Origin of the sequence: Marivita sp. S2033, assembly GCF_046592965.1 — a bacterium.
Lineage (GTDB): Bacteria > Pseudomonadota > Alphaproteobacteria > Rhodobacterales > Rhodobacteraceae > Marivita.
This window is the reverse complement of the sequence record NZ_JBISBV010000017.1, coordinates 1-21491: the sequence shown is the minus strand read 5'-3', so window position 1 is coordinate 21491 and position 21491 is coordinate 1. Positions and strand designations below refer to the sequence as shown.

At 59.4% G+C, this 21491-nt stretch carries 19 protein-coding genes and 1 tRNA gene; 16 read left to right on the top strand and 4 right to left on the bottom strand.

Going from position 1 to position 21491, the window contains the following annotated elements:
• The 3 genes from ACGKZZ_RS16385 to ACGKZZ_RS16375 form a co-directional block, all read left to right on the top strand.
• The coding region (locus ACGKZZ_RS16385) for a hypothetical protein (RefSeq protein WP_411224304.1) at positions 1-90 on the top strand (90 nt) is incomplete at its 5' end.
• A 108-nt stretch (positions 91-198) separates the two neighbouring features.
• A complete protein-coding gene (locus ACGKZZ_RS16380; protein WP_411224603.1) occupies positions 199-888 on the top strand; it encodes a CatB-related O-acetyltransferase in 690 nt (229 codons plus the stop codon).
• Between the two features lie 129 nt (positions 889-1017).
• Positions 1018-1093 (top strand) — tRNA-Trp (locus ACGKZZ_RS16375).
• Between the two features lie 111 nt (positions 1094-1204).
• On the opposite strand, the gene ACGKZZ_RS16370 is transcribed toward ACGKZZ_RS16375, so the two are convergent.
• Positions 1205-1780 (bottom strand): hypothetical protein, encoded by a 576-nt coding sequence (locus ACGKZZ_RS16370; protein WP_411224602.1) that lies wholly within the window; start codon positions 1778-1780, stop codon positions 1205-1207.
• A 297-nt stretch (positions 1781-2077) separates the two neighbouring features.
• Here ACGKZZ_RS16370 and secE point away from each other — a divergent pair, with 297 nt between their 5' ends.
• The 8 genes from secE to rpoC all read left to right on the top strand — a co-directional run bounded on the left by secE (position 2078) and on the right by rpoC (position 14298).
• A complete protein-coding gene (gene secE / locus ACGKZZ_RS16365; protein WP_411224601.1) occupies positions 2078-2275 on the top strand; it encodes a preprotein translocase subunit SecE in 198 nt (65 codons plus the stop codon).
• A gap of 177 nt (positions 2276-2452) precedes the next feature.
• Positions 2453-2983 (top strand): transcription termination/antitermination protein NusG, encoded by a 531-nt coding sequence (nusG, locus tag ACGKZZ_RS16360; protein ID WP_411224600.1) that lies wholly within the window; start codon positions 2453-2455, stop codon positions 2981-2983.
• 133 nt (positions 2984-3116) lie between these two features.
• The gene (rplK, locus tag ACGKZZ_RS16355; RefSeq protein WP_411224599.1) at positions 3117-3566 is read left to right on the top strand and encodes a 50S ribosomal protein L11; all 450 of its coding nucleotides are present in this window, start codon (positions 3117-3119) and stop codon (positions 3564-3566) included.
• Between the two features lies 1 nt (position 3567).
• Positions 3568-4266, top strand: a complete 699-nt coding sequence (gene rplA, locus ACGKZZ_RS16350; RefSeq protein WP_411224598.1) for a 50S ribosomal protein L1 — start codon at positions 3568-3570, stop codon at positions 4264-4266.
• Positions 4267-4630: 364 nt separating this feature from the next.
• Positions 4631-5143, top strand: coding sequence for a 50S ribosomal protein L10 (rplJ, locus tag ACGKZZ_RS16345; protein ID WP_411224597.1), 513 nt, complete (start codon positions 4631-4633; stop codon positions 5141-5143).
• Positions 5144-5213: 70 nt separating this feature from the next.
• Complete coding sequence (gene rplL / locus ACGKZZ_RS16340; protein WP_247086672.1) at positions 5214-5594, top strand: 50S ribosomal protein L7/L12; 381 nt, start codon at positions 5214-5216, stop codon at positions 5592-5594.
• A gap of 247 nt (positions 5595-5841) precedes the next feature.
• A complete protein-coding gene (rpoB, locus tag ACGKZZ_RS16335) occupies positions 5842-9978 on the top strand; it encodes a DNA-directed RNA polymerase subunit beta (protein WP_411224596.1) in 4137 nt (1378 codons plus the stop codon).
• A 72-nt stretch (positions 9979-10050) separates the two neighbouring features.
• Positions 10051-14298, top strand: a complete 4248-nt coding sequence (gene rpoC, locus ACGKZZ_RS16330) for a DNA-directed RNA polymerase subunit beta' (RefSeq protein WP_411224595.1) — start codon at positions 10051-10053, stop codon at positions 14296-14298.
• A gap of 79 nt (positions 14299-14377) precedes the next feature.
• On the opposite strand, the gene ACGKZZ_RS16325 is transcribed toward rpoC, so the two are convergent.
• Both ACGKZZ_RS16325 and ACGKZZ_RS16320 read right to left on the bottom strand, forming a co-directional pair.
• Positions 14378-14737: an MliC family protein gene (locus tag ACGKZZ_RS16325; RefSeq protein WP_411224594.1), complete on the bottom strand. Its 360-nt coding sequence runs from the start codon at positions 14735-14737 to the stop codon at positions 14378-14380.
• Positions 14738-14747: 10 nt separating this feature from the next.
• Positions 14748-16124 carry an MATE family efflux transporter gene (locus tag ACGKZZ_RS16320; protein ID WP_411224593.1) on the bottom strand — a complete coding sequence of 459 codons (1377 nt, stop codon included), beginning with the start codon at positions 16122-16124 and terminating at the stop codon, positions 14748-14750.
• A 142-nt stretch (positions 16125-16266) separates the two neighbouring features.
• Here ACGKZZ_RS16320 and ACGKZZ_RS16315 point away from each other — a divergent pair, with 142 nt between their 5' ends.
• Positions 16267-17172, top strand: a complete 906-nt coding sequence (locus tag ACGKZZ_RS16315) for a DMT family transporter (RefSeq protein WP_411224592.1) — start codon at positions 16267-16269, stop codon at positions 17170-17172.
• Here the strand turns inward: ACGKZZ_RS16315 and ACGKZZ_RS16310 are convergent.
• Positions 17129-17944, bottom strand: coding sequence for a glycosyltransferase (locus ACGKZZ_RS16310; protein WP_411224591.1), 816 nt, complete (start codon positions 17942-17944; stop codon positions 17129-17131). The genes ACGKZZ_RS16315 and ACGKZZ_RS16310 overlap by 44 nt on opposite strands.
• A 369-nt stretch (positions 17945-18313) precedes the next feature.
• On the opposite strand from ACGKZZ_RS16310, the gene rpsL reads away from it, so the two are divergent.
• The 4 genes from rpsL to ACGKZZ_RS16290 all read left to right on the top strand — a co-directional run.
• Positions 18314-18685: a 30S ribosomal protein S12 gene (rpsL, locus tag ACGKZZ_RS16305; protein WP_054000841.1), complete on the top strand. Its 372-nt coding sequence runs from the start codon at positions 18314-18316 to the stop codon at positions 18683-18685.
• Between the two features lie 12 nt (positions 18686-18697).
• Positions 18698-19168 carry a 30S ribosomal protein S7 gene (gene rpsG / locus ACGKZZ_RS16300; RefSeq protein WP_411224590.1) on the top strand — a complete coding sequence of 157 codons (471 nt, stop codon included), beginning with the start codon at positions 18698-18700 and terminating at the stop codon, positions 19166-19168.
• A 15-nt stretch (positions 19169-19183) separates the two neighbouring features.
• Positions 19184-21307 (top strand): elongation factor G, encoded by a 2124-nt coding sequence (gene fusA, locus ACGKZZ_RS16295; protein WP_411224589.1) that lies wholly within the window; start codon positions 19184-19186, stop codon positions 21305-21307.
• 89 nt (positions 21308-21396) lie between these two features.
• The coding region (locus tag ACGKZZ_RS16290) for a GTP-binding protein (protein ID WP_234988920.1) at positions 21397-21491 on the top strand (95 nt) is incomplete at its 3' end.

Genomic DNA, 21491 nt, shown 5'->3' with positions numbered 1-21491 from the left:
CCGATCGCGATGGAAGAGGGCCTGCGCTTCGCCATCCGCGAAGGCGGCCGCACCGTCGGCTCCGGCGTCGTGTCGAAAATCGTCGCGTAACCGACACGGACATCGCTGTCTTGATCTTGCGAGGGTCGCCCATCGGGCGGCCCTTGTGCGTTTCGGCTCGGGTTTGATATTTTGAGGCTCCACGAGGGAGGGCACGTCATGTCACGGCCATTTGCCGATCCAACCGTTTTGCATCCGATCACCTTGCCCGACGGGACGCCGCATACGGGAACCGTGTTCCTGAAACCCGCAATCGACCATCCCCGCATAGCGGTCGGGGACTACAGCTATGCCAGTTCCCACCACCCGCCTGCCGACTGGGCCGTCCACCTCGCGCCTTATCTCTACCCATTCTCGCCCGAGCGTCTGACGATCGGAAAATTCTGCCAGATTGCCGACGGGGTCCGGTTCATCACTGCATCCGCAAACCACCGATATGACGGATTTTCCAGCTTTCCGTTTGCGGTGTTCGGCGGCGTCGGTTTCGAAGACCGCCCCAGCATGCCCGCGCCGGGACGCGACACGGTGATCGGCCACGACGTCTGGCTATGCAGCGGCGCAACCGTGCTTCCCGGTGCGCAGATTGGCAATGGCGTGATCGTTGGCGCGGGCGCGGTGGTACAGGGGAACATACCGTCCTACTCGATTGTCACGGGCAATCCCGCCCGCCTCCACCGGATGCGGTTCGCGCCGGAAATCGTGCAGCGGCTGGAGGCTGTGGCCTGGTGGGACTGGCCGATCGCGTTGATTCTTCAAGCTGAGGCGGAGATTTGCGGCGGCGACATTGAGGCGCTGGAGAGGCTAATTGATCTAAACATTGCGGCCGAAGCGGACCAAAAGACCGAGTGAGCGCATGGAATTTGTCGATTTTTCCAACAAGCGTGGCGCGCGGCGGGAACTTCGCAGCAAAAGGTGAGCCATAGGTCGATCCGGGCCTTGATTTCGGATTTTTCTTCGACTACGCGTCTCTCTGGCGATAGGGGTATAGCTCAGTTGGTAGAGCGACGGTCTCCAAAACCGTAGGTCCCGGGTTCGAGCCCTGGTGCCCCTGCCACTTCACATGACATATGCGCTCCATTGCTTTGCCGGAATTGGCGTGTCTCGCCCCGGCACAAAAAAAGGGCCGCCAAACTGGCGACCCTTTTGAGGGAACAATCGGAAAACCTTAGTTCATCACGATCGATTCAATTTTCCCGACCTTCTCGCCACGCGACATGTCGCTGTAGATGAACGACTTGATCGTTTGCACCTGCTGGTCCGTCAACGTGCTAACGTCGACATTCGGGGCATATTCTTGGATCATCGCGGCTTCGCCAGCGGTGATTTCCATGTTCATTGTCTCCATCGAGTTGTGATCGGCGAAGATGTTCTTGACCCGGTCGCTTTTGACGCCTTCGGATTCACCGCCATAGGTCACGGCCAAGGCAGACTGGACCTGCGCTTTGGTCGCGTTGGTGAAATCTGCGTCCGGTGCGTATTCCTTCAGGCGCTGCAATTCTGCCTGACCGATATCCGCCATCGACGAATTGTCTGTGTCTTCGGCCAGTGCACGAAGCTTGGCGATCTTCTCACCCTGCGACATACCGGCATGAATGATGCCATAAGCGATGTCATATTGGGTGTCGGTGAAGGACGACGTGTCGATATCAGCGGAGAAAGTCTGCACTTCCTGGATCTGCGCTTCGGAGGCCGCAAAGGCTGCAGTGCTCAGGGTCGTTACGAGTGCTGTTGCGATCATCATGCGTTTCATATTTTGCCTTTCCAGCCCATAAGGACTGATCTCTTCAATTTCTCCGGTCGCACCAATTTGCGCCGGTTCTGGGGAGATAACAGGCGGGCACTAAGATCGTTCCCGCCAAATAGAAAAAATCGCGTGCACGTCTTTGTGAGGCAATCGGTCGGAACAATTGACCGGTCCGGGCAATCGCGCGTTCCGTATAAATGTTGCATTTCCGGGCCAGACCCGACGCTGTCGCTTGAAATACACCAAAGGCTTCGTTAAGTGCGGATGAACGAAAATTCAAAGTGAGACCCACGCATGGCAACGACCAACCCACTTCAGTTTATCCAGCAGGTTCGCGCTGAGGTGTCGAAGATCGTTTGGCCCACCCGCCGCGAAGTTCTTCTTACCACGGTGATGGTGTTCATCATGGCCGCCTTGACAGCGGTCTTCTTTGCGATGGTCGACATCCTGATCCGCAGTGGTTTGCAGGGTTTGCTCAACCTGTTCGGCTAGGGCGGTCTGCTCTTGAAAAAGCTCGGGTAAGGCGGTAGGTCAGCGACCAGAACGGAATGAGGCGTGCATCGATTCGAGTTGCACGCCGATTTTTTATTCCGATGCGGGCGTGAATTGTGTCGGCAATCAGTAATCAGACGGCGTCTCAGCCGCGCGAACAAAGAGGTTTGTGACCAGATGGCGAAGCGGTGGTACTCGGTCAGCGTGCTCTCGAATTTCGAGAAGAAGATCGCGGAGCAAATTCTTACGGCTGTCGAAGAGCAGGGCCTTCAGGATCAGATCGAGGAAGTTCTGGTTCCGACCGAAGAGGTCATCGAAATCCGCCGCGGCAAGAAGGTCACGGCAGAGCGCCGCTTCATGCCCGGTTATGTGCTGGTGCGCATGGATATGTCGGATCAGGGATATCACCTGATCAACTCGATCAACCGCGTGACCGGCTTCCTGGGCCCGCAAGGTCGCCCGATGCCGATGCGCGATGCCGAAGTGCAGGCCATCCTGGGCCGTGTGGCCGAGGGCGAAGACGCGCCGCGGACCTTGATCCACTTTGAAGTGGGTGAGAAGGTCAAGGTCAACGATGGTCCGTTCGAGGATTTCGATGGCATGATCGAAGAGGTCGATGACGACAACCAGCGCCTCAAGGTGTCGGTCATGATCTTTGGCCGGGAAACTCCGGTCGAATTGGAATACACGCAGGTCACCAAGCAGTAGGTAACCGTGTGCGGTGGGTGAAAGACCCGCCACCCGAGCGTGGGAGGAGAGGGCGACGCGTCGTCCAATCCGGACCACACAACAAGAGTGACCCTGCAACGCGTTTCAGGGTCGTTGGAAAAGGAGAGGCCACATGGCCAAGAAACTTGCTGGCAAGATGAAGCTGCAGATCCCTGCAGGTCAAGCCAACCCAAGCCCCCCCGTGGGCCCGGCGCTGGGTCAGCGCGGCATCAACATCATGGAATTCTGCAAGGCGTTCAACGCCAAGACGCAGAACATGGAACAGGGCGCGCCTTGCCCGACCGAGATTGTCTATTACCAAGACAAATCGTTCACCATGGACATCAAGACGCCGCCGGCGTCGTACTACCTGAAAAAAGCCGCTGGCCTGAAGCCCGTCGGAAAGCGCAACCGTCCGCGTGGTGCAGAGCTGCCGGGTCGTGAGACCGTGGCGACTGTGTCCGTCAAGCAGGTGCGCGAAATTGCCGAGGCCAAGATGAAGGACCTCAACGCAACAGACGTCGAAGCGGCAATGAAGACAATCGTGGGCGCTGCGAAGTCCATGGGCATCGAGGTGAAGTAAGATGGCAAAACTTGGAAAACGCACCCGCGCAGCCCGTGAAGCCTTTGAGGGCAAGGAAGACGTCACCGTTCAGGAGGCCGTTGCCCTGATTAAGGCGAACGCGAACGCAAAGTTCGACGAGACGATTGAAATCGCGATGAACCTTGGTGTTGACCCGCGTCACGCAGACCAGATGGTCCGCGGTGTCGTCGGCCTGCCCAACGGCACCGGCAAAACCGTGCGCGTCGCGGTCTTTGCCCGCGGTCCCAAGGCTGACGAAGCCAAGGAAGCCGGTGCGGATATCGTCGGTGCAGAAGACCTGATGGAAACCGTTCAGGGCGGCACGATCGAATTTGACCGTTGCATCGCCACACCCGACATGATGCCGATCGTCGGACGTCTGGGCAAGGTTCTTGGTCCCCGCAACCTGATGCCAAACCCCAAGGTCGGCACCGTGACAATGGACGTCAAGGAAGCCGTTGAAGCGGCCAAGGGCGGTCAGGTGCAGTTCAAGGCCGAAAAGGCCGGTGTCGTTCATGCAGGCGTCGGCAAGGTCTCCTTCGACGAAGCCAAGCTGGTCGAAAACATCCGCGCGTTTGTGGATGCGGTCGCCAAGGCCAAGCCGACAGGCTCCAAAGGCACCTACATGAAGAAGATCGCGCTGTCCTCGACCATGGGTCCGGGCGTCAGCGTATCGGTTGACGACGCTGCCAGCCAGTAAGGCAAGCATCACTCGAAACAGAGCGGCGCCCAGGTTGGCGCCGCTTTTTTATGTGCGGCACATTTTTCAGTTGACCTTTGGCAAATTCCGGCTTTCCGGGCTTGGCATTCAGGGTTGAACACAGTATCCCAGCCGCTGTGAGAGAGCGCGCGATTCGTCCCGCGCTCTTTTGCATTACGTCCGAGACGGTGGGTTGCGGCATTTGGCGCAATAAATCCTGCCCGAGGCGGGAGCAGACCGAAATGCCGAGAGCTCATCCGTTGAGCGCGCGGCGGGTTTGAGACCGCAGACCGCGGACCAAAACCGCCGGAGCGATCCGGTACCACTGAGCCGGGGGGCTTGCCTCCCAAACTGGAGAAAACCTGTGGATAGAGCCCAAAAAGAGAAAGTGGTCGAGGAACTCGGCCAGATCTTCGAAAGCTCTGGCGTCGTTGTGGTTGCCCACTACGAAGGTCTCACAGTTGCCGAGATGCAGGATCTGCGGTCGCGCGCGCGCGATGCCGACAGTTCCGTACGTGTCGCCAAGAACCGTCTGGCCAAGATTGCTCTTGATGGAAAGCCCTGCGCAAGCATCGCCGACTATCTGACGGGCATGACTGTCCTCACCTATTCCGAAGACCCCGTGGCAGCAGCCAAGGTGGCCGAGGATTTCGCCAAGGAGAACAAGAAGTTCGAAATCCTTGGCGGTGCAATGGGCGAGAACGCACTTGACCGGGCCGGCGTTGAAGCCGTGTCGAAGATGCCGTCGCGTGATGAGCTTATTGCTACCATCGCAGGCATGATCGGCGCACCCGCTTCCAACATCGCCGGGGCGATTGGCGCACCTGCATCCAATATCGCGTCCATTCTCTCGACCATCGAAGAGAAAGCGGCGTAAGGCAACATGCGAAACCCTCGTGGGGTTGAATACCCTGACGTTGGAACACATTTAGATAGGAAAGCTGAAAATGGCTGATCTGAAAAAACTGGCAGAAGAGATCGTTGGTCTGACGCTTCTCGAAGCACAAGAACTGAAAACCATCCTGAAAGACGAGTACGGCATCGAGCCCGCAGCAGGCGGCGCAGTGATGATGGCGGGCCCGGCCGATGCAGGTGGCGGCGCGGCTGCTGAAGAGCAGACCGAATTCGACGTCATCCTGAAGTCGGCAGGCGCATCCAAGATCAACGTGATCAAGGAAGTCCGCGGCATCACCGGTCTTGGCCTCAAGGAAGCCAAGGAACTGGTCGAAGCAGGTGGCAAGGCCGTCAAAGAGCAGGTTTCCAAGGACGAAGCCGAAGACATCAAGAGCAAGCTGGAAGCAGCTGGCGCGGAAGTCGAGCTCAAGTAATCCGCACCGGGGCAACCCGGAGTTGGACTTTATCGAGGCTGGGTTCGGAGATTTCCGAGCCCGGCCAAGCCTGTCTTAGAGAGGCCCTTTTTCGCACAAGGGCTTTTCTTAGGCAGGACCCAAAGATCGGGAGGCGCGCGGTGGGACGCGGGCCGGGAATTGATCGGGTTCTTGTTGTCTCTATTGGGTAGTCCGCCGGGGCCCGACCGCGTGACGCTCAGCTGAGAATGAAAAGGTGATATCGACCATGGCGCAAAGCTTCATTGGCCAGAAACGTCTTCGTAAGTATTATGGAAAAATCCGTGAGGTTCTGGAGATGCCGAACCTCATCGAGGTTCAGAAATCCTCTTACGACCTGTTCCTGAAATCCGGCGACCAGCCCACTCCGCTTGACGGAGAGGGCATCAAGGGTGTCTTCCAGTCGGTTTTTCCGATCAAGGATTTCAACGAAACCAGCGTTCTGGAATTCGTCAGCTACGAGCTGGAAAAGCCCAAATACGACGTTGAGGAATGCCAGCAGCGCGACATGACCTATGCCGCACCGCTGAAGGTCAAGCTGCGCCTGATCGTGTTCGATATCGACGAAGATACCGGCGCGAAATCTGTCAAGGATATCAAGGAACAAGACGTGTTCATGGGCGACATGCCCCTGATGACACCGAACGGGACGTTCGTCGTCAACGGCACCGAGCGCGTGATCGTGTCGCAGATGCACCGTAGCCCTGGCGTGTTCTTCGATCACGACAAAGGCAAGACGCACAGTTCGGGCAAGTTGCTGTTCGCCTGCCGCATCATCCCTTATCGCGGCTCCTGGCTCGATTTCGAATTCGACGCAAAGGATCTCGTGTTCGCGCGCATCGACCGCCGCCGCAAGCTGCCGGTGACGACGCTGCTCTACGCTCTTGGTCTCGACCAGGAAGCGATCATGGATGCGTATTACCACACCGTGAATTACACGCTGCGCAAGGGAGAAGGCTGGGAAACCAAATTCTTCCCCGAGCGCGTGCGCGCCACCCGTCCGGCCTATGATCTGGTTGATGCCGCGACCGGCGAAGTGTTTGCCGAAGCGGGCAAGAAAGTCACCCCGCGTGCGGTCAAGAAGATCATCGACGAGGGCAAGATCACCGATCTTCTGCTTCCGTTCGAGCAGATCGTCGGCAAGTTCGTCGCCAAGGACATCATCAACGAAGACACAGGCGCGATCTATGTCGAAGCCGGCGATGAGTTGACATGGACCGTCGACAAGGACGGCGCGGTCACCGGCGGTACACTCAAGGATCTGATCGACGCGGGCATCACCGAGATTCCGGTGCTCGACATCGATAACGTCACCGTTGGCCCCTACATGCGCAACACGATGGCGAACGACAAGAACATGAACCGCGAAACCGCGCTCATGGACATCTACCGCGTCATGCGCCCTGGCGAGCCGCCCACCGTCGAAGCCGCTTCGAACTTGTTCGAAACGTTGTTCTTTGACAGCGAACGCTATGACCTGTCGGCTGTTGGCCGGGTGAAGATGAACATGCGTCTGGCGCTCGACAAGCCGGACACCCAGCGCACGCTGGATCGCGAGGATATCGTGGCTTGCGTCAAGGCGCTGGTCGAACTGCGCGACGGGCGCGGCGATATCGACGATATCGACCATCTCGGCAACCGCCGGGTGCGCTCGGTCGGTGAGTTGATGGAGAACCAGTACCGCGTCGGCCTTCTGCGGATGGAGCGGGCGATCAAGGAGCGTATGTCATCGGTCGAGATCGACACGGTGATGCCGCAAGACCTGATCAACGCGAAACCTGCTGCTGCCGCCGTTCGCGAATTCTTCGGCTCCTCGCAATTGTCGCAGTTCATGGACCAGACCAACCCTCTGTCGGAAGTGACGCACAAGCGTCGTCTGTCGGCGCTTGGGCCGGGTGGTTTGACCCGCGAACGCGCTGGTTTCGAGGTGCGCGACGTTCACGCCACGCATTACGGTCGGATGTGTCCGATCGAAACGCCGGAAGGCCCGAACATCGGTCTCATCAACTCGCTCGCCACCTTTGCGCGGGTGAACAAGTACGGCTTTATCGAAACACCGTATCGTCGGGTCGAGAACGGCCATGTTACGGACGATGTGCAATACATGTCCGCCACCGAAGAGCAGCGTCACACCGTGGCGCAGGCCAACGCGACTTTGGACGAGAACGGCAAGTTTGTGAACGAGTTCGTCAACACCCGCCAATCGGGTGAATACACGCTTGCGCCGAATGAAAGCGTCGATCTGATCGACGTGTCGCCAAAGCAGCTGGTCTCGGTTGCGGCGTCGCTCATTCCGTTCCTGGAGAACGACGACGCCAACCGCGCCCTGATGGGGTCGAACATGCAGCGTCAGGCGGTTCCGACACTCCGTTCCGAAGCGCCGCTGGTCGGCACCGGGATCGAAGGTGTGGTTGCGCGTGATTCCGGCGCTGCCATTATGGCGAAACGCGCAGGCGTGATCGACCAGGTGGATGCGACCCGTATCGTTGTGCGGGCGACCGAGGATCTCGAGCTGGGCGATGCCGGTGTGGACATCTATCGTCTGCGCAAGTTCCAGCGTTCCAACCAGAACACCTGCATCAACCAGCGTCCGCTGGTGAATGTAGGCGACACGGTGGGCAAGGGCGAAGTCATCGCGGACGGTCCGTCGACCGATCTCGGTGAACTGGCGCTCGGCAAGAACGTGATCGTCGCGTTCATGCCGTGGAACGGCTACAACTACGAGGACTCGATCCTGATTTCCGAACGGATTTCGCGGGATGACGTGTTCACCTCCGTCCATATCGAGGAATTCGAGGTCGCCGCGCGTGACACGAAACTCGGGCCGGAAGAGATCACACGTGACATTCCGAACGTCGGTGAAGAAGCGCTGCGCAACCTCGACGAGGCGGGCATCGTTTACATCGGCGCGGATGTGGAGCCGGGCGACATTCTGGTCGGCAAGATCACACCTAAGGGCGAAAGCCCGATGACGCCGGAGGAAAAACTCCTGCGCGCCATCTTTGGTGAGAAAGCCTCGGACGTGCGCGATACCTCGCTGCGGGTGAAGCCGGGCGATTTCGGCACGGTCGTGGAAGTGCGCGTCTTCAACCGTCACGGCGTTGAAAAGGACGAACGTGCGTTGCAGATCGAGCGAGAAGAGGTCGAAAGCCTGGCCCGTGACCGGGACGATGAGCTGGCGATCCTCGACCGCAACATCTATGCGCGTCTGAAGGATCTGATCCTCGGCAAGACGGCTGTCAAAGGCCCGAAAGGCGTGAAGGCGAACAGCCAGATCACCGAAGAGCTTCTGGACAGCCTGACGCGTGGTCAGTGGTGGCAGCTGGCGCTGGAAGACGAAGACGACGCCAAGATCATGGAAGCCCTGAACGAGCAATACGAGGCGCAGAAGCGTGCCTTGGATGCGCGGTTCGAGGACAAGGTCGAGAAAGTGCGTCGTGGCGACGATCTGCCTCCGGGCGTGATGAAGATGGTCAAGGTGTTCGTCGCGGTGAAGCGCAAGCTGCAACCGGGCGACAAGATGGCCGGGCGTCACGGCAACAAGGGCGTGATCTCCAAGGTGGTCCCGATGGAGGACATGCCGTTCCTCGCGGACGGCACGCCGGTCGATTTCTGCCTCAACCCGCTGGGCGTTCCGTCGCGGATGAACGTCGGTCAGATTCTGGAAACCCACATGGGCTGGGCCGCACGCGGCCTGGGGATCAATATCGACGAGGCGTTGCAGGATTATCGTCGCTCCGGCGATCTGACTCCGGTGCGTGAAGCGATGCGGATCGCCTATGGCGACGATGTCTATCAAGAGGGCATCGCCGATATGGACGAAACGCGTCTGGTCGAAGCCGCCGGTCACGTCGTCAACGGTGTTCCAATCGCGACGCCGGTGTTTGACGGTGCGAAAGAGGCGGACGTGAACGACTCGCTGAAACGCGCGGGTTTTGACACGTCCGGTCAATCGGTCCTGTTCGACGGCCGTTCTGGCGAGCAGTTTGCGCGCCCGGTGACCGTGGGTGTCAAGTATCTGCTCAAGCTGCACCACCTTGTCGACGACAAGATCCACGCGCGCTCGACTGGTCCCTACTCGTTGGTCACGCAGCAGCCGCTGGGCGGTAAGGCGCAGTTCGGTGGTCAGCGCTTTGGTGAGATGGAGGTCTGGGCGCTGGAAGCGTACGGCGCCGCCTACACCTTGCAGGAAATGCTGACCGTCAAGTCGGACGACGTCGCGGGCCGGACCAAGGTCTATGAAAGCATCGTCAAGGGCGAGGACAATTTCGAAGCGGGCGTTCCCGAGAGCTTTAACGTTCTCGTCAAGGAAGTGCGCGGCCTCGGCCTGAATATGGAACTCCTGGATGCGGAGGAGGATGAGTAAGCCAATCGCTCATCCCGGCAGGTCGGACACATCAGTCCGACCTGCGCCTCCCACCCATTCAAGGATTTGAAAATGAACCAGGAACTGACGAACAACCCGTTCAACCCCGTCGCGCCGCAAAAGGTGTTTGACGAGATCAAGGTCTCGCTGGCATCGCCGGAGCGCATCCTGTCGTGGTCTTTCGGTGAGATCAAGAAGCCCGAAACCATCAACTACCGTACGTTCAAGCCCGAGCGTGACGGCCTGTTCTGTGCGCGTATCTTTGGCCCGATCAAGGATTACGAATGTCTGTGCGGCAAATACAAGCGCATGAAATATCGCGGCGTCGTCTGCGAGAAATGCGGCGTGGAAGTCACTCTGCAAAAGGTCCGCCGCGAGCGGATGGGTCATATCGAACTAGCGGCACCCTGCGCGCATATCTGGTTCCTGAAGTCGCTGCCGTCGCGCATCGGCCTCATGCTGGACATGACGCTGCGCGATCTTGAGCGGATTCTCTACTTCGAGAACTACGTCGTGATCGAACCGGGCCTGACCGATCTCACCTATGGTCAATTGATGACCGAGGAAGAGTTCATGGACGCTCAGGACGTCTATGGCATGGACGCCTTCACCGCCAATATCGGCGCCGAAGCGATCCGCGAGATGCTTGCCAATATCGACCTCGATTCCGAGGCCGATCAACTGCGCGCGGATCTCAAGGAAGCTACGGGTGAATTGAAGCCCAAGAAGATCATCAAGCGGCTCAAGGTTGTGGAATCCTTCCTTGAATCCGGCAACCGTCCCGAGTGGATGGTGATGACGGTCATTCCGGTCATTCCACCCGAACTGCGCCCGCTGGTGCCGCTCGATGGTGGCCGATTTGCGACGTCCGACCTCAACGATCTCTATCGCCGGGTGATCAACCGGAACAACCGCCTCAAGCGGCTGATCGAGTTGCGCGCGCCGGATATCATCGTGCGCAACGAAAAGCGGATGTTGCAGGAATCCGTGGATGCGCTGTTTGACAACGGCCGTCGTGGCCGCGTGATCACCGGTGCGAACAAGCGTCCGCTGAAATCGCTGTCCGACATGCTCAAAGGCAAGCAGGGCCGCTTCCGCCAGAACCTTCTGGGCAAGCGCGTCGACTTCTCGGGCCGTTCGGTGATTGTGACGGGTCCGGAACTGAAACTGCACCAATGCGGCCTGCCCAAGAAAATGGCGCTCGAGCTGTTCAAGCCGTTCATCTATTCGCGGCTTGAGGCCAAAGGGCTTTCGAGCACCGTCAAACAGGCGAAAAAGCTGGTCGAGAAGGAACGTCCCGAGGTTTGGGATATCCTTGACGAAGTGATCCGCGAACACCCGGTTCTGCTGAACCGTGCGCCGACGTTGCACCGTCTGGGCATTCAGGCGTTCGAGCCGATCCTGATCGAAGGCAAGGCGATCCAGCTGCATCCGCTGGTTTGTTCGGCCTTCAACGCCGACTTTGACGGCGACCAGATGGCGGTTCACGTCCCGCTGAGCCTTGAGGCCCAGTTGGAAGCGCGTGTGCTGATGATGTCGACAAACAACGTTCTGTCGCCTGCCAACGGCGCGCCGATCATCGTTCCGTCGCAGGACATGATCCTTGGTCTGTATTACACCACCATCATGCGCGAAGGCATGAAAGGCGAGGGGATGAAGTTCTCGTCGATCGAAGAGGTCGAGCATGCGCTCAACGCGGGCATCGTGCACTTGCACACCAAGATCGAAGCGCGCGTGAAGCAGATCGACGAGACCGGTAACGAGATTGTCAAGCGTTACGAAACCACTCCGGGCCGCGTGCGGTTGGGTGCGTTGTTGCCGATGAACGCAAAGGCGCCGTTCGAACTGGTGAACATGCTGCTGCGCAAAAAGGACGTGCAGAAGGTCATCGACACCGTGTATCGCTACTGCGGCCAGAAGGAATCCGTCATTTTCTGTGACCAGATCATGACGATGGGTTTCCGGGAAGCGTTCAAGGCAGGCATTTCTTTCGGTAAGGACGACATGGTCATCCCCGATAGCAAATGGCCGATCGTCGAAGAAACGCGCGATCAGGTGAAGGATTTCGAACAGCAGTACATGGACGGCCTGATCACCCAGGGTGAGAAGTACAACAAAGTCGTGGATGCCTGGTCGAAATGTAACGACAAGGTCACCGAAGCGATGATGGCGACCATCTCGGCCGACCAGCGCGACGAGAATGGCACCGTCATGGAGCCGAACTCGGTCTACATGATGGCGCACTCCGGTGCGCGTGGCTCTGTCACGCAGATGAAGCAGCTGGGCGGCATGCGCGGCCTGATGGCCAAGCCGAACGGCGACATCATCGAAACGCCGATCATCTCGAACTTCAAGGAAGGTCTGACCGTTCTTGAGTACTTCAACTCGACCCACGGCGCCCGTAAGGGTCTGTCGGACACCGCGTTGAAGACGGCGAACTCGGGTTACCTGACCCGTCGACTTGTCGACGTGGCGCAGGACTGCATCGTGCGGATGATCGATTGTGGCACCGAACGCGCGATCACCGCGCAGGCGGCTGTCAACGACGGTGAAGTCGTGTCGTCGCTGGCAGAGCGTATCCTTGGCCGCGTGACGGCGGATGACGTGCTCAAGCCGGGCACCGACGAGGTCATGCTGCGCGCCGGTCAACTGATCGACGAACGCATGGCCGACGCCATCGAGGACGCAGGCATTGCCTCCATGCGCATCCGTTCGCCTCTGACCTGTGAGGCCGAAGAGGGGGTTTGCGCCACCTGTTACGGGCGCGATCTTGCGCGCGGTACGATGGTCAACACCGGTGAAGCTGTCGGCATCATCGCCGCACAGTCGATCGGTGAGCCGGGTACACAGCTGACGATGCGGACATTCCACATCGGCGGTGTTGCGCAGGGTGGCCAGCAGTCGTTCCAGGAAGCGAGCCAGGAAGGCAAGGTCGAATTCGACAACGTCTCCACGCTTGAGAACTCTGTGGGTGACACGCTGGTCATGGGCCGCAACATGAAAATGCGGATCATGGACGATCACGGCGAGGAACGGGCCAGCCACAAGTTGGGTTACGGCACCAAGCTGTTTGTCAAAGAGGGTGATACCATTGCCCGTGGCGACAAGCTGTTCGAGTGGGATCCCTACACGCTGCCGATCATCGCCGAAAAGGACGGTATCGCCAAGCATGTCGATCTGACTGCCGGTGTGGCCGTGCGCGACGAGACCGACGATGCCACAGGCATGACCCAGAAGATCGTGATCGACTGGCGTGCCGCGCCCAAGGGCAACGAGCTGAAGCCAGAGATCATCCTGATGGGCGAAGACGGTGAGCCGCTGCGCAACGATGCGGGCAACCCGATCACCTATCCGATGTCGGTGGATGCGGTTCTGTCGGTCGAGGACGGTCAGGACGTCAAGGCGGGTGACGTGGTTGCACGTATTCCGCGTGAAGGCGCCAAGACCAAGGACATCACCGGCGGTCTGCCGCGTGTGGCCGAACTCTTTGAGGCACGTCGCCCCAAGGACCACGCCATCATCGCGGAAATCGACGGCTATGTGCGCTACGGCAAGGACTACAAGAACAAGCGTCGGATCAGCATCGAACCTGCGGACGATAGCCAGGAGCCGGTGGAATACATGGTGCCCAAGGGCAAGCACATTCCGGTGGTCGAAGGCGATTTCATCCAGAAGGGCGATTACATCATGGACGGCAACCCGGCGCCGCATGACATCCTGTCCATTATGGGTGTCGAAGCGTTGGCGAACTACATGATCGACGAGGTTCAGGACGTCTATCGCCTGCAAGGTGTGAAGATCAACGACAAGCATGTCGAAGTGATCGTGCGCCAGATGTTGCAGAAGTGGGAAATCCTCGACAGTGGCGACACGACGCTGCTCAAGGGTGAACACGTGGACAAGGCCGAATTCGACCTCGCCAACGAGAAGGCGGAGAAGAAGAAGGGCCGTCCCGCACAGGGCGAACCGATCCTGCTGGGCATCACCAAGGCGTCGCTGCAAACACGCAGCTTCATCTCAGCGGCCTCGTTCCAGGAAACCACGCGCGTGCTGACCGAAGCGTCGGTTCAGGGCAAGGTCGACAAGCTCGTCGGCCTCAAGGAGAACGTGATCGTCGGTCGCCTCATTCCTGCGGGAACGGGCGGGGCTACGCAAAAGATGCGGCGCGTGGCGCAGGACCGCGACAATGTCGTGATCGAAGCGCGGCGTGAAGAAGCCGAAGCCGCGGCCGCGCTGGCGGCTCCGGACGCGTCTGAAGACGTCATCGGTGGTGGCGAGTTCGATACCGTCATCGCGGAGACTCCCGAGAGTCGCGAATAATCGGCGATGATCGGTGAAAAGAAAAAAGCCCCCGCAAGCGATTGCGGGGGCTTTTTCCATGATGTCACGTCAGCACGTGTCAGTTTGCGGGATCGTCCTCGGTCTTGCAGACCACGTCACCGGCGTCCTGAATCCTGTTGTGCAGGGTTGCCGTGTCGCCCTTGATCCACCACTCGTACTGGCCCGAGACATATTGTGCGCCCGATCCCGAGACCACGTTGACGAAAACCGTCTCCACGCCGTCCAGCGGCACCAACGCCAACTGGGCATTGCCCGCCGACAGGTACCGCACAGTTCTTTCGGTCGCATCATCGCACTCATACGCCGCCGAAATGACCGTGCCGTCCTGCTCCAGATCGAACACCAGTTGCACGTCCGCACTGCTCGCCGTCGTGGCGACCCAGCCAAGACCGATCGCACTCAATACCGCTAGTCGCATCTTATTCTCCTTATATGTTCAGCGGTCTCAGACCGCCGATCTTCTGCTCTGAAATCCGTGCCGCAACGAACAGGGCGATCACCCAACCACTTGCTACTGCGGTTGCGATGCCCAACCATACGCCCCAGACGTCAAAGCCGAGGACAGAGATGAAGATCCAGATAAAGAATGCAACACCAAAACCTTGTCGGTAGATGCTGATCCACAAAGTATAGATCGGACGCTTCAACGCCTGAAGATAGGAGTTGATCGAAAACAGCATCATGTAGACCGGGAACAGGAATCCATCCACCAGAAGATAGCTCGCGCCGATTGCGATAACCTCGGGGTCGGAGGTGAACGGTCGCATCGCGTACTCGCCTGCGAACCACAGCAACGGCATCGCGACAACCGACATCGCAAAGCCAAGTTTCCAGCAGAGGAACAGCGCGTCGCGCACACGAGCGTATTCGCGAGCGCCGAAATTCTGACCCGCGATCGGCAACAGCGCGCCAGTCATGCCGAGAACCGGCAAAAGCAGGATCTGTTCGATCCGCAACGCCACGCCGTATCCGGCAATGGCCTCTTCCCCGAACCCCTTGAGGGCAAACTGGACGACAAATCCCGACACGAACATCACCACCATCGCCGTGCTGGCCGGCAGCATTTGTTCGACGATGGCCTTGAAACACGCGAGGTCCGGGACAAACTCGGATCGCTTGACGTTTTCCATCACGGGCAGACGGAAGATGCGGGTCATCAAGAAGATCATTACACCCGTTTGGCTGATCACCGTCGAGAGCGCGATGCCGTTGAATCCGATGCCGCCCCAGAGGCCCGGTATGCCGAAGATCAACAGCGGGTTCAGTACGACATTGGCCAAGAACGCCGCCATCAGCGCGCGCTGCATTGAGCGCGTGTCGCCATGTGCCTGCAAGATGCCGTTGCCACCATAGGCGAGCAAAAAGCCCGGCAAGGCGAGGATCAACCAGCGGAAATAACCAAGTGCGGCATCGCGGTAGCCGCCGGGTTCAGAGACCAGCGCGATCAGGTACGGGCCGCCCCAAAGCCCCAGGACCATCAGCAGGCCGGTCGCAATTGCGCCAAAGCAAATCCCCTGTGCCGCCAGGCTGCGCGCGGCACGCGGTTTGCGTTCCCCCTTGGCGTTGCTCACCAGCGCGCTGAGTGCGGAGCCGAGCCCGAATCCGACGGCCATCATGATGAAGAACGCCTGATAGCCAATCGCGAGACCGGCCTGCGCTTCGGTGGACAGGCGGCCGGCGAAATAGACATCGACCACGTTATAGAGCGTCGCGAACAGCATTCCGAACGCCGCGGGTATCGCGAGGTTGCCGTAGTGGTGAAGGATCGACCCTGTGGTCAGGTCGTCGGTCTGCGGGTGTGCCAAGCGGTGTCCTTTGCGGAACTGGGCATCGCATGATCGCGACGTCGCATCAGACCGAAATACACCGTTCGGGGAAAAATCCAAATTTTTCGACGCACGGATTTTGAGCGTGGCAAGGTGACAGGCTCCTGATATGGCCGATTGCATGATGCAACTGTCTGACAATATGCGCGGCGCGCTTTTGATGTGTATCGCGATGGCGGCGCTGACCTGCGGTGACGCGGCCATCAAGGCCACCGGCGGAGCGATGCCGCTGTCACAACTCCTTGTCATTCGCGGGATCATCGCCTCCGGAGCGTTGCTCATCATGGCGCGGTATCTTGGCGCTTTGCGGTTTGATCTGCCACGGCACGATCAGGCGCTGGTGCTGGCGCGCGGGATTGCCGAAGCCGTGGCCGCCTATTTCTTCCTCTCGGCCCTGCTGGCGATGCCATTGGCCAACGTCACGGCGCTGATGCAGATGTTGCCGCTGACGGTCACTCTCGGGGGCGCGATCGTGTTCCGGGAAGCGGTCGGCTGGCGGCGCTGGGTGTCGATTGCTGTCGGATTCTGCGGAATGCTCTTGATCGTTCGCCCCGGTACCGAAGGCTTTACCAGTGCGTCGGTTTATACGCTCTGCGCCGTCGGCGCGGTGACGGTGCGCGATCTCGTGACCAGACGGGTGTCGATGGCCACGCCGTCCTTGATGGTGACATTCGTGTCGTCGGTCATCGTGACGCTGTTTGCCGGTGTCTGGTCCTTCGGTCAGGACTGGGTGCCGCTCACGCCGCGCCTGACGCTCCTTGTCTTGACGGCGTCCGCCTTCATCGTCGGTGCCTATCTGACGAGCGTGATGGTCATGCGCGTCGGGCAGGTCAGCTTTGTCGCACCGTTCCGCTATACCGGACTTGTCTGGGCGCTGATCCTCGGCTGGCTGCTGTTTGGCGAATGGCCGCAACCTCTGACCCTGATAGGCGCCTCCATCATCGCGGCGGCGGGTGCGTTCAATCTGCTGCGCGAGGCACGGCTCAATCGAAAGGTGCGAAGGCCGATTGTACCGCGTCAGCCGTAACGGCAAATCGCCGGCTCAGCATCTCGACATGATCGAGTGTCGGTGCATGGAAATCGGGCGTCGCAACGTTGGGCCGCTGGCGGGAGTCGTTGAAGTCGTGATGGGCGCGCAGGAACATCGGCTGGTCGGTGAAGGTCACGGTGGGCATGAACCTGTTGATCCGGCTATGGGCAAAATTCATCATGGTTTGACGCACGCCGCCCTGAACCGCCATCGCTTGGGCGACGCCGAGATAGGGCATCACGGTTTCGGCGATCTCGAACCGGTTCACCTCGGAGGCGCGCAGCGTAAAGCCACGGTTCCAGTCGAATCCTACAAGCCGGTTGCCTCGCACCAGCGCATCGCAATCTGACACCGCCCTGCGCAGACGGGCGATGAAATCCACGGCCAGCGCATCGTCATCGTCGTGCCGCACCTGAAGGCAGGGTTGGTTGACATGGCGACGCGCCGCGTTCAGCACCGATTGACACACCTGCCTGTGCGGCGCGGGATCGCGGGCTACGATACGGGCTTGGGCCAGGCCCGATAACAGATGCTCCAGACGGGTGCGGTATTCCGACGGCAAGCACGTGCCGACGAGAACGACAAAGTCAAAATCCGGATCGGTCTGTGCCTTCAGCCCCGGCAGGCATAGATGCTCCAACAGCGCCAACCGTTGCTCCATCCGTTCCGGCGCATAGAGATAGTCGCGGCGGGCGGCGACGCTGTCGTGATCGAGTTGAAAGCCCCCCTCGGCAGGGTAGGAGAACCGGCAGAAAAGGATAGCTTGCATGATGGTGTGGCCTGCGTAAAGATGACGTGTGTGAAAACATGATCCTGCCTTGCCATTGGCATGCACACAAGCGCCGGGGCGCTGTTGACAACCATTCCGACTCTCCATATACGCCCGCTTAATTCGGCTGGGTTCGTGCCCTGAGTGCCGATTTACAGAACTGGAGCGGTCAAGATCCGGGCGCATGCCCCGATCCTCTGGAAATCCACCGCATCGCTTCCGCTAAGGGAAGCGGATGCGGTCTTTTGCGTCGTTCCGAAAGGGGTGGCGGGACCATGAGAAGGTGTCGCGGACGCGCGATGCTTGAATGCAAAACCCGCACGGGAAACCGTGCACCACATATGTGAGCTACACGGGGAAAGAACCGGAATGCCAACGATCCAACAGCTGATCCGCAAGCCGCGGCAGCCGAAAATCAAACGCTCGAAGTCGCAGCACCTTGAGCAGTGCCCGCAGAAGCGGGGCGTATGCACACGCGTCTATACAACCACTCCGAAGAAGCCGAACTCGGCGATGCGGAAAGTGGCCAAGGTGCGTTTGACCAATGGTTACGAAGTTATCAGCTACATTCCGGGTGAGAGCCACAACCTTCAGGAGCACTCGGTTGTCCTGATCCGTGGCGGTCGTGTCAAAGACCTTCCCGGTGTGCGTTATCACATCCTGCGTGGTGTTCTGGATACCCAGGGCGTCAAGGACCGGAAGCAACGCCGTTCGAAATATGGCGCGAAGCGTCCGAAGTAAGAGGAATTACAGATGTCTCGTCGTCACGCCGCAGAAAAACGCGAAGTGCTCCCCGACGCCAAGTATGGCGACCGGGTGCTGACCAAATTCATGAACAACCTGATGATCGACGGCAAGAAGTCGGTCGCGGAAAACATCGTTTACCACGCGCTCGACCGGGTCGAGAGCAAGGTAAAGCGCGCGCCGGTGGAGATCTTCCACGAGGCGCTCGACAACATCAAGCCGTCGGTCGAGGTCCGCTCCCGCCGGGTTGGTGGTGCCACCTACCAGGTGCCCGTCGAAGTGCGCCCCGAGCGTCGTGAGGCGCTGGCGATCCGCTGGTTGATCAACGCGAGCCGTTCGCGCAACGAAAACACGATGGAAGAGCGTCTGGCCGCTGAATTGCTGGATGCCGTGAACTCGCGCGGTTCCGCCGTGAAGAAGCGCGAAGACACCCACAAGATGGCCGACGCGAACAAAGCGTTCAGCCATTACCGCTGGTAACAGGAGCCACACCACATGGCACGTGAATACCCCCTAGAGCGCTACCGGAATTTCGGGATCATGGCGCATATCGACGCCGGCAAGACGACGATGACCGAGCGGATCCTGTTCTATACCGGCAAGAACCACAAGATGGGCGAAACCCACGAGGGTGCGTCCACGATGGACTGGATGGAGCAGGAAGCCGAGCGCGGGATCACCATCACCTCCGCCGCGACGACCACGTTCTGGCAGCGCCAGGAAGACCCGACTCCCGAAGGCACGTCCGATACCAAGACGCGTTTCAACATCATCGACACGCCCGGTCACGTGGACTTCACCATCGAAGTCGAGCGTTCGCTGGCGGTGCTTGATGGCGCTGTTGCGTTGCTTGACGGCAACGCCGGTGTCGAGCCGCAGACCGAAACCGTGTGGCGTCAGGCTGACCGCTACAAGGTTCCGCGTCTGGTGTTCGTGAACAAGATGGACAAGATCGGCGCGGATTTCTTCAACTGCGTCGAAATGGTCAAGGATCGCACCGGTGGTACGCCGCTGCCGATCGCTTTGCCGATCGGTGCCGAAGACAACCTCGAAGGCTTGATCGACCTGATCAAGATGGAAGAGTGGGTCTGGATCGGTGAAGATCTGGGCGCATCCTGGGAGCGTCGTCCGATCCGCGCAGAGCTTCAGGAACTCGCCCAGAAATGGCGCGACAACATGATTGAGCTCGCCGTCGACATGGACGACGACGCGATGGAAGCGTATCTCGAAGGCCAGGAGCCGGATGAGGCGACATTGCGCAAGCTGATCCGCAAGGGTACGCTGTCGCTGTCCTTCTTCCCGATGCTGGCCGGCTCGGCGTTCAAGAACAAGGGCGTGCAGCCGTTGCTCAACGCCGTGGTTGATTTCCTGCCGGGTCCGAAGGATGTTCCGACGCTCATGGGCTTCTCGCCCGACGACGAAAACGAAGAGCGCAACATCCCCCGGAATGCGTCTGACGAAGAGCCGTTCTCGGCACTGGCGTTCAAGATCATGAACGACCCGTTTGTCGGTTCTCTGACATTCACCCGTATCTACTCGGGCGCGATCAAGAAGGGCGACGGCATCCTGAACTCGACCAAGGGCAAGAAAGAGCGCATTGGTCGTATGATGATCATGCATGCCATCGAGCGTCAGGAAATCGAAGAGGCGTTTGCAGGCGACATCATCGCGCTGGCGGGTCTGAAAGACACCACGACAGGGGATACCCTGTGCTCGGCAAGCGAGCCGGTGGTTCTGGAAACCATGACCTTCCCCGATCCGGTGATCGAGATTGCTGTCGAGCCCAAGACCAAGGCCGACCAGGAGAAAATGTCTCAGGGTCTGCAGCGTCTGGCGGCTGAAGATCCCTCCTTCCGGGTGGAAACAGACCTCGAAAGCGGTCAGACCATCATGAAGGGCATGGGCGAACTTCACCTCGACATCCTCGTCGATCGCCTCAAGCGTGAGTTCAAGGTCGAAGCCAACATCGGCGCGCCTCAGGTGGCTTACCGCGAGACTATCGGTCACGAGGTGGAACATACCTACACCCACAAGAAGCAGTCGGGTGGTTCGGGTCAGTTCGCCGAGGTCAAGCTTGTCATCACTCCGACAGAGCCGGGCGAAGGCTATTCGTTCGAGAGCAAGATCGTTGGTGGTTCGGTGCCCAAGGAATACATCCCGGGTGTCGAAAAAGGCATCAAGTCGGTCATGGACTCCGGCCCGCTTGCCGGCTTCCCGGTCATCGACTTCAAGGTCGCCCTGATCGACGGCAAGTTCCACGATGTGGACTCCTCGGTTCTGGCCTTTGAAATTGCCGGTCGCATGGGCATGCGTGAAGGCATGCGCAAAGCGGGCGCCAAGTTGCTCGAGCCTGTGATGAAGGTCGAAGTTGTGACACCGGAAGACTACACCGGCGGCATCATCGGCGATCTGACGTCCCGTCGGGGTCAGGTCACCGGTCAGGAGCCGCGCGGCAACGCCGTTGCGATTGCTGCGATGGTTCCGCTGGCGAACATGTTCGGCTACATCAACACGCTGCGCTCCATGTCTTCGGGCCGCGCGCAGTTCACGATGCAGTTCGATCACTACGATCCGGTTCCGCAGAACATCTCTGACGAGATCCAGTCGAAATACGCATAATCCGGGTGGCGGGGGCAAACCCCGCCCTACCCACCACCGTAGGGTGGGGAACATCCCCCACCACCTGAAAAGACAAAAGGAGCTTTGCAATGGGCAAGGAAAAGTTTGAGCGCGGCAAGCCGCACTGCAACATTGGCACGATTGGTCACGTTGACCACGGCAAGACGACGCTGACGGCGGCGAT

Excerpts from the sequence above, each read along its gene's own strand:
- secE (WP_411224601.1), top strand. The coding sequence starts at position 2,078 with ATGGCAACGACCAACCCACTTCAGTTTATCCAGCAGGTTCGCGCTGAG.
- nusG (WP_411224600.1), top strand. The coding sequence starts at position 2,453 with ATGGCGAAGCGGTGGTACTCGGTCAGCGTGCTCTCGAATTTCGAGAAG.
- ACGKZZ_RS16380 (WP_411224603.1), top strand. The coding sequence starts at position 199 with ATGTCACGGCCATTTGCCGATCCAACCGTTTTGCATCCGATCACCTTG.
- rpsL (WP_054000841.1), top strand. The coding sequence starts at position 18,314 with ATGCCAACGATCCAACAGCTGATCCGCAAGCCGCGGCAGCCGAAAATC.
- rpoB (WP_411224596.1), top strand. The coding sequence starts at position 5,842 with ATGGCGCAAAGCTTCATTGGCCAGAAACGTCTTCGTAAGTATTATGGA.
- ACGKZZ_RS16315 (WP_411224592.1), top strand. The coding sequence starts at position 16,267 with ATGATGCAACTGTCTGACAATATGCGCGGCGCGCTTTTGATGTGTATC.
- rpoC (WP_411224595.1), top strand. The coding sequence starts at position 10,051 with ATGAACCAGGAACTGACGAACAACCCGTTCAACCCCGTCGCGCCGCAA.
- ACGKZZ_RS16370 (WP_411224602.1), bottom strand. The coding sequence starts at position 1,780 with ATGATGATCGCAACAGCACTCGTAACGACCCTGAGCACTGCAGCCTTT.
- fusA (WP_411224589.1), top strand. The coding sequence starts at position 19,184 with ATGGCACGTGAATACCCCCTAGAGCGCTACCGGAATTTCGGGATCATG.
- ACGKZZ_RS16310 (WP_411224591.1), bottom strand. The coding sequence starts at position 17,944 with ATGCAAGCTATCCTTTTCTGCCGGTTCTCCTACCCTGCCGAGGGGGGC.
- rpsG (WP_411224590.1), top strand. The coding sequence starts at position 18,698 with ATGTCTCGTCGTCACGCCGCAGAAAAACGCGAAGTGCTCCCCGACGCC.
- rplA (WP_411224598.1), top strand. The coding sequence starts at position 3,568 with ATGGCAAAACTTGGAAAACGCACCCGCGCAGCCCGTGAAGCCTTTGAG.
- rplK (WP_411224599.1), top strand. The coding sequence starts at position 3,117 with ATGGCCAAGAAACTTGCTGGCAAGATGAAGCTGCAGATCCCTGCAGGT.
- rplL (WP_247086672.1), top strand. The coding sequence starts at position 5,214 with ATGGCTGATCTGAAAAAACTGGCAGAAGAGATCGTTGGTCTGACGCTT.
- ACGKZZ_RS16325 (WP_411224594.1), bottom strand. The coding sequence starts at position 14,737 with ATGCGACTAGCGGTATTGAGTGCGATCGGTCTTGGCTGGGTCGCCACG.